A 6,926-nucleotide genomic window follows, 5' to 3' on the forward strand; every position below is an offset into this window, starting at 1 on the left:
ATGTCAGCCAACACAATACAAAACCTGTGGGAGCTGGCTCGCCAGCGATGGCGGAGTGTCAGTCGCCATCAATAGCGGCTGACAAGTCCCTATCGCTGGCAAGCCAGCTCCCACAGGTTTAGTGGTTTGATTCGAAAAAATCCTTGCGTGCAGCAATAAGGAACAAGCAATGAACGATCAACACTGGGGCCCATCCATCAGTGCAGACATCGTGGTCATCGGCGGTGGCACCGCCGGCATCGGTTTTGTCGCCAGTCTGCTCAAGCGTGATCCCACTCTGAACATCACCGTGATCGAGCCGAGCGCCCAGCATTACTACCAACCGGCGTGGACGCTGGTCGGCGGTGGCGCCTATGACGTCAAGGACACTGCGCGGCCGATGAGCAAAGTGATGCCGCGTCAGGCCACCTGGATTCAGGCGGCGGTGACAGCGGTGGATCCCGACACACGTCAACTCACGCTCAACGATCAACGCCGCGTCAGCTACCAGAACCTGATCGTCTGCCCCGGCCTGCGTCTGGCCTGGGAGAAGATCGAAGGCCTGCAGGAAAGCCTCGGTCAGCATGGCGTGACGTCCAACTACAGCTATCAGCATGCGCAGTACACCTGGGATCAGGTGCAGAAACTGCGCGGCGGCAAGGCGCTGTTTACTCAGCCGGCGATGCCGATCAAATGCGCCGGCGCACCGCAGAAGGCGTTGTACCTGTCGTGCGATCACTGGCGCAAAACCGCTGTGCTGAACAACATCAACGTCGAGTTCAATCTCGCCGGCGCCGCGCTGTTCGGTGTCGCGACTTTCGTCCCGCCACTGATGAAGTACATCGAAAAGTACAACGCGCAACTGGCCTTCAACAGCAATCTGGTCAGGGTCGACGGCCCGGCGAAAACCGCCTGGTTCGAGATCAAGGACGCTGACGGCAACGTCACCACACAGGCGAAAACCTTTGACCTGCTGCATGTTGTGCCGCCGCAAGTCGCGCCGGAGTTCATCGCCCAGAGCCCGCTGGCCGACACCACCGGCTGGTGCGAAGTCAATCCGCACAGCCTGCAACATCCGCGATACCCCGAAGTGTTTGGCCTCGGTGACATCTGCGGCACCACTAACGCAAAAACCGCTGCCGCCGTGCGCAAGCAGATCGTGGTCGTCGCCGAAAACCTTCTGGCGCTGCGCAAGCGGCAGCCGTTGCCACTGAAGTACGACGGCTATGGTTCCTGTCCGCTGACAGTGGAGAAGGGCAAGGTGATCCTCGCCGAGTTCGGTTACGGCGGGAAGTTGCTGCCGACCTTCGCCCTTGATGCGACCGTGCCGCGCCGCTCGGCGTGGTTTCTCAAGGCGACGCTGCTGCCGTGGTTCTACTGGAACGGCATGCTCAAAGGCCGCGAGTGGCTGACCGGTTTGTCCAAAGTCGACTGAGAACTCCGTATGTTGCTGGCAAGTCTGTTTGGCGTGTTGATGGGGCTGATTCTCGGGCTGACCGGGGCGGGCGGCGGGATTCTCGCGGTGCCGGCGCTGGTGCTCGGCCTCGGCTGGAGCATGACCCAGGCTGCGCCCGTGGCGTTGTTCGCCGTGGGCAGTGCGGCAGCTGTCGGTGCCATTGACGGTTTGCGTCATGGCCTGGTGCGCTATCGCGCGGCACTGCTGATTGCCGCGCTCGGCGCGGTGTTTTCGCCGCTGGGGATCTATTTCGCGCATCAGTTGCCGGAGCAGATTCTGATGATCCTCTTCAGCCTGCTGATGGTCATGGTCGCCTGGCGGATGTTGCGCCGCGAGCGTGCGCAAGAGGGGCCGAGCGACCACGGTCATGCGAGCTGGGGGCAGAAGAACTGCATGCTCAATGAACAGACCGGGCGCTTCGACTGGACCGCCAAATGCACCGCGACCCTTGCGGTATTGGGCGCAGTGACGGGTGTGGTTTCGGGTTTGCTCGGCGTCGGCGGTGGTTTCCTGATCGTGCCGGCATTCAAGCAACTGACCGATGTGCAGATGCGTGGGATCGTGGCGACGTCGCTGATGGTGATCAGCCTGATTTCCGCGATTGGCGTGATCGGATCGTTTCACGCAGGCGTGCGGATTGATGCACAGGGCGCGGCGTTTATCGTCGCCAGCATCGTCGGCATGATCATCGGGCGCAAGCTTTGTGCGCGGGTGCCGGCGCGGACGTTGCAGGTGGGGTTTGCCAGTGTGTGTCTGGTGGTGGCGGGGTATATGTTATTGCGCGCCTGAAAAGATCGCAGCCTGCGGCAGCTCCATGGCAATGGTGTACACCTTGCAGGAGCTGCCGCAGGCTGCGATCTTTTGATTTTGCTCCTCAATCAATCAAAGGATTTTTCTCGGTCAGCACAACCTGCGCGATCTGATCCTTGCGCATGAAACTCACCTTCGGATGCGCCTGCGCATAACGAATGAACCGCTCCATCGCTTCGACCATCGCCGGCGTGCCGCCGATGCGGTCGTGCAGACTCACCGACATCATCCGCCGCTGGCTCGCGCCTTCGGTGTACAGGCGATCAAATTCCAGCACCAGTTGCTGATAGAACTGCTCGGCGGAGAAATGCCGGCCCTCGATCAGCACGATGTCGTTATTGCGCAGGGTGTACGGCACCACGGCAAATTTGCGGCCACGGACCATGGTCACGAACGGTTCGTCGCGGCTGACGTCATCGATGTGGTAGGTGAAATTCAGGTCTTGCAGAACCTTCAGCGTATTGGGGCTGCGCCGCAGCCAGTTGGCGTTGTAACCCACCGAGCGCTGGCCGGTAAGTTTTTCCACCGCGTTGACACCGTCGCCGATGAACTGTTTTTCCTGGTCGTAGCTCATGTTGTACGAATCGGCCCAACGCATGCCATGGGCCGCCAGTTCATGGCCGCGCGCAGCAATCGCTTTCGCCAGTTCCGGGTGTTTGTGCGCCGCTTCGCCGACCACATGCGAGGTGACCTTGATGCCGGTGCGATCCCACAGGTCGAGCATCCGCCACAAGCCTTCCTTGTAGCCATAATCAAACCAGGTCTGCGCCGGCAGATCCGGATAACCCTTGGGCAGCGGCGTGCCGGAGAACGGGCTTTCCGCGCCTTCGGGCTGACCGCCGGTTTCGAATTGCATCGACACCGAGATCACCAGTTGCGAACCGTCCGGCCACGGGCGTTCCTGAGCGAAGGCGAGGGCCGGCAGCAGCAGGGCGGCCGCCACAAGGTTTTTTAAAAAGCGTGGGGAGCGTTGCCGGTGGGGCGTGGTCATAACGGGCACCTTGCAGGTTGAGAAGGGCTGCAAGGGTGGCAGTTGCCCGGCGCGGGAAAAATCCGTTGCGGGCAAGAAGACCTTTAAACAGAATTTACGAATCCACCGCGAACCAGTGGGAGCGGGCTGCCGGTCACCCTCTTGCCGAGCCGACTGCCGCCATCGCTGGCAAGCCAGCTCCCACAGGATTGTGGGTTTGCCGCAACATTTGCGGCAAACTCCCGGCAACACAAGCACAAGGTCTTTCAATGGATCGATACGCCCCGCGCAACTGGCAGCCGCACGAGAAGCCCAGTCTGCCCGGTTCCCCCTCGACGCCGCTGCACTCCAACCCCAAGCGCCTGGCCTATGCGCTGGTCGGGCTGTTGGTGGCGGTGACCGGTGGTCTGGGCAACTCGCTGGTGGTCGCCAACCTGCCTTACCTGCAAGGTGCGCTGGGCGCGACCACGGCGGAGATGGCCTGGCTGCCGGCCGCGTACGTGATGACCAACGTGTCGATGAACCTGTTGCTGGTGAAGTTTCGTCAGCAGTTCGGCCTGCGTGCATTCACCGAAGTGTTTCTGGTGTTGTATGCGCTGGTGACCTTCGGCCACCTGTTCGTCAATGACCTGAGCTCGGCCATCGCCGTGCGCGCGGCGCACGGCATGGTCGGTGCGGCGCTGAGTTCGCTGGGTCTGTATTACATGGTTCAGGCGTTTCCGGCCAAGTGGCGGCTGAAGGCGCTGGTGCTGGGCCTCGGCGCCTCGCAACTGGCTTTGCCGCTGGCGCGATTGTTCTCCGAAGACTTGCTGCAGATTGCCGAATGGCGTGGCTTGTACCTGTTCGAGCTGGGCATGGCGCTGCTGTCGCTGGGCTGCGTGCTGCTGCTCAAGTTGCCGCCCGGTGACCGCTTCAAAACCTTCGAACCGCTGGACTTTCTGACCTTCGCCATCCTCGCCAGCGGCGTGGCACTGCTCTGCGCGGTGTTGTCGCTGGGGCGGATCGACTGGTGGCTGGAGGCCGACTGGATCGGCTATGCGCTGGCGGCCTCGATTGCCCTGATCCTCGCGGGCCTGGCCATCGAGCACAACCGCAGCAACCCGATGCTGATGACCCGTTGGCTCGGCAGCGGCACGATGATCCGTCTGGCGCTGGCGGTGACCCTGATTCGCATGGTCACCTCGGAGCAGTCCACCGGCGCCGTCGGTTTCATGCAGAACCTCAATATGGGTTATGAGCAACTGCACAGCCTCTACGTGGTGATGCTGATCGGCAGCATCGCCGGGCTGGCGACCAGTGCGCTGACCATCGACCCCAAGCACCTGCTGATGCCGCTGATCATCTCGCTGGCGCTGATGGCCACCGGCTCGGTGATGGACAGTTTTTCCAACAACCTGACCCGTCCGCAAAACCTGTATTTCAGCCAGTTCCTGCTGGCCTTCGGCAGCACGTTCTTTCTGGGCCCGACCATGGTGTTCGGCACCCGCAACGTGTTGACCAACCCGCGCAATCTGGTGAGTTTTTCGGTGTTGTTCGGGATCTGCAACAACCTCGGCGGCCTGCTCGGCGCGGCGTTGTTGGGCACGTTCCAGATCGTGCGCGAGAAATTCCACTCCAGCCACCTGGTCGAGCACCTGACGCTGTCCGATCCGCTGGTGGCTGCGCGCGTACAAAGCGGCGGTTCGACCTACGGCAGCTTGCTGGCCGACCCGAGTCTGCGCAACCTCGCCGGGATTCGCAGCCTGGCCAACGCGGCCACTCGCGAAGCCAACGTGCTGGCCTATAACGATGTGTTCATGCTGATCGCCGTGATTGCGGTGCTGACCATGATCTGGCTGTCCATTCGTGCGCTGTGGCTGATGAGCACCACCAAAGCCGTCGACCCAGCGCCTTCCGTACCTCCTGACGGTGCCTCCCATTCATGACCGAACCGACCACCACAACCACCAATGCCATCGCCGCCACCCCGGAAGGCGTGGCGCCGCCGTCCTCGCCGAACACTGAGCCGCGCTCGTTGCGGGTGCGGATCATCTCGTCACTGGGCTTTGCCGCGATTGCCATCGTCGGCGTGTTGATCGTGCTCTACGCCTGGCAACTGCCGCCGTTCAGCAGCGCCGTCGAAACTACGGAAAACGCCCTGGTGCGCGGGCAGGTGACGATCATCGGCCCGCAGCTCAGTGGCTACGTGTTCGAGGTGCCGGTGCAGGATTTCCAGTACGTGAAGGCCGGTGATTTGCTGGTGCGCCTGGATGACCGGATTTATCAGCAACGCCTCGACCAGTCGCTGGCGCAACTGGCGGTGCAGAAAGCCGCGCTGGCCAACGTGGTGCAGCAACGCAACAGCGCCGAAGCGACGATCAAACTGCGTCAGGCGGTGGTGGCCGACAGCGAGGCGCAGTTGCGTAAAAGCGAGGCGGATCTGCGCCGTAACAAGGAGCTGGTGAGTGACGGCTCGGTGTCGAAACGCGAAATGGACGTGGCGCTCGCGGCCAATGCGCAGAGCATTGCGGGGGTGGCGCAGGCCAAGGCCAACCTCGAAATCGCTCGTCAGGATCTGCAGACGGTGATCGTCAATCGCGGTTCGCTGGAGGCGGCGGTGGCCAGCGCTGAAGCGGCGGTGCAACTGGCGCGAATCGACTTGTCGAATACGCGCATCGTCGCCCCGCGAGACGGCCAGCTCGGGCAGATCGGCGTGCGCCTGGGCGCCTACGTCAACTCCGGCGCGCAGCTGATGGCGTTGGTGCCAAATCAGAAATGGGTGATCGCCAACATGAAGGAAACCCAGATGGACAACGTGCGTGTCGGGCAGCCGGTGCGCTTCACCGTTGATGCGCTGAACCACCGCCAGTTCACCGGGCATGTGCAGCACATTTCGCCCGGCACCGGTTCGGAGTTCGCCCTGCTGCAGGCGGATAACGCCACGGGCAACTTCGTGAAAATCGCCCAGCGCGTGCCGGTGCGGATCACCATCGATCCGGATCAGCAGGAGGAGGAACGCTTGCGCCCGGGGATGTCGGTGGTGGTCAGCATCGACACCGCAGCGGGCGACACACAACCGCATTAAGAGCAAAAAGATCGCAGCCTTCGGCAGCTCCTACAGGGAATCGCATTCCAATGTAGATACCGTCTTGCCCCTCACCGGGCAAGTGCCAATTTCGGGTCAAATGGTTGGCCCGATTTGAGCACTCCGTAGACGAAGTGCAACAACTTGCGCATGGCTGCACAGATGATCTGTTTGGGGGCTTTGCCATTGGCCTTCAAGCGTTCCTTCATGGCGATGATCGCCTCGTTGTGCCTCAGCGCTACCAGGCCTGGCATGTACAGACCCGCCCGAACGCGAGCCGAGCCGACCCTCGAAATAATTGTTCTGCCTTTGAGTTTTCCTGACTCCTGCAGCTTAGGGTTCAACCCTGCAGCAGCGACCAGTTTGCGAGGGTCGTCGTATTTGCGCAGGTCGCCCAGCTCGGCCAGCAGCCGCTCAAGGGTTTTCTGCCCGATACCGTCGATGGTCACGATCAAGTCGCGCATCTGGCGCATGTCCGGATCATCATCGATGTGTTTCTTGATCGCTTTGTGCGTTTCAGCGATCTCTTTTTCGATGTGGCGCAGAACGGAGTTGATCGAGTCTTTGACCTTTTCGTCGGACACATCCAGACGATTGAGCTCCATCTGCTCCATTTCCTGAAGATCATCCAATCGACGCACCATCGC

General features: G+C 61.6%; 6 protein-coding genes. 4 read left to right on the forward strand and 2 right to left on the reverse strand.

Features of this window, described 5'->3' with window-relative positions:
* Nucleotides 1-169 precede the first annotated feature (169 nt).
* Together ACTJKS_RS25505 and ACTJKS_RS25510 are read left to right on the forward strand one after the other, a co-directional pair.
* Nucleotides 170-1,414 carry an NAD(P)/FAD-dependent oxidoreductase gene (locus ACTJKS_RS25505; RefSeq protein WP_108183014.1) on the forward strand — a complete coding sequence of 415 codons (1,245 nt, stop codon included), beginning with the start codon at nt 170-172 and terminating at the stop codon, nt 1,412-1,414.
* A 9-nt stretch (nt 1,415-1,423) separates the two neighbouring features.
* On the forward strand, nt 1,424-2,224 hold the full coding sequence (locus tag ACTJKS_RS25510; protein ID WP_108183013.1) for a sulfite exporter TauE/SafE family protein: 801 nt from the start codon (nt 1,424-1,426) through the stop codon (nt 2,222-2,224).
* Between the two features lie 85 nt (nt 2,225-2,309).
* Here the strand turns inward: ACTJKS_RS25510 and ACTJKS_RS25515 are convergent, their stop codons facing one another.
* Nucleotides 2,310-3,236 carry a polysaccharide deacetylase family protein gene (locus ACTJKS_RS25515; RefSeq protein ID WP_108183012.1) on the reverse strand — a complete coding sequence of 309 codons (927 nt, stop codon included), beginning with the start codon at nt 3,234-3,236 and terminating at the stop codon, nt 2,310-2,312.
* Nucleotides 3,237-3,484: 248 nt separating this feature from the next.
* Here ACTJKS_RS25515 and ACTJKS_RS25520 point away from each other — a divergent pair, with 248 nt between their 5' ends.
* Both ACTJKS_RS25520 and ACTJKS_RS25525 read left to right on the forward strand, forming a co-directional pair.
* Nucleotides 3,485-5,140 (forward strand): MFS transporter, encoded by a 1,656-nt coding sequence (locus ACTJKS_RS25520; protein WP_108183011.1) that lies wholly within the window; start codon nt 3,485-3,487, stop codon nt 5,138-5,140.
* On the forward strand, nt 5,137-6,279 hold the full coding sequence (locus ACTJKS_RS25525) for an HlyD family secretion protein (protein ID WP_108183010.1): 1,143 nt from the start codon (nt 5,137-5,139) through the stop codon (nt 6,277-6,279). The genes ACTJKS_RS25520 and ACTJKS_RS25525 overlap by 4 nt, the downstream gene beginning before the upstream one ends.
* Nucleotides 6,280-6,350: 71 nt before the next feature.
* On the opposite strand, the gene ACTJKS_RS25530 is transcribed toward ACTJKS_RS25525, so the two are convergent.
* Nucleotides 6,351-6,926 (reverse strand): transposase (locus ACTJKS_RS25530; protein WP_440828800.1); only part of this gene is annotated, 576 nt, incomplete at its 5' end.

This window comes from Pseudomonas sp. 22189, assembly GCF_052045635.1.
Lineage (GTDB): Bacteria > Pseudomonadota > Gammaproteobacteria > Pseudomonadales > Pseudomonadaceae > Aquipseudomonas > Aquipseudomonas parakoreensis.

What these genes read in the sequence shown, in the direction of transcription:
- ACTJKS_RS25505 (WP_108183014.1), top strand. Translation starts at nt 170, where the DNA reads ATGAACGATCAACACTGGGGCCCATCCATCAGTGCAGACATCGTGGTC.
- ACTJKS_RS25510 (WP_108183013.1), top strand. Translation starts at nt 1,424, where the DNA reads ATGTTGCTGGCAAGTCTGTTTGGCGTGTTGATGGGGCTGATTCTCGGG.
- ACTJKS_RS25515 (WP_108183012.1), bottom strand. Translation starts at nt 3,236, where the DNA reads ATGACCACGCCCCACCGGCAACGCTCCCCACGCTTTTTAAAAAACCTT.
- ACTJKS_RS25520 (WP_108183011.1), top strand. Translation starts at nt 3,485, where the DNA reads ATGGATCGATACGCCCCGCGCAACTGGCAGCCGCACGAGAAGCCCAGT.
- ACTJKS_RS25525 (WP_108183010.1), top strand. Translation starts at nt 5,137, where the DNA reads ATGACCGAACCGACCACCACAACCACCAATGCCATCGCCGCCACCCCG.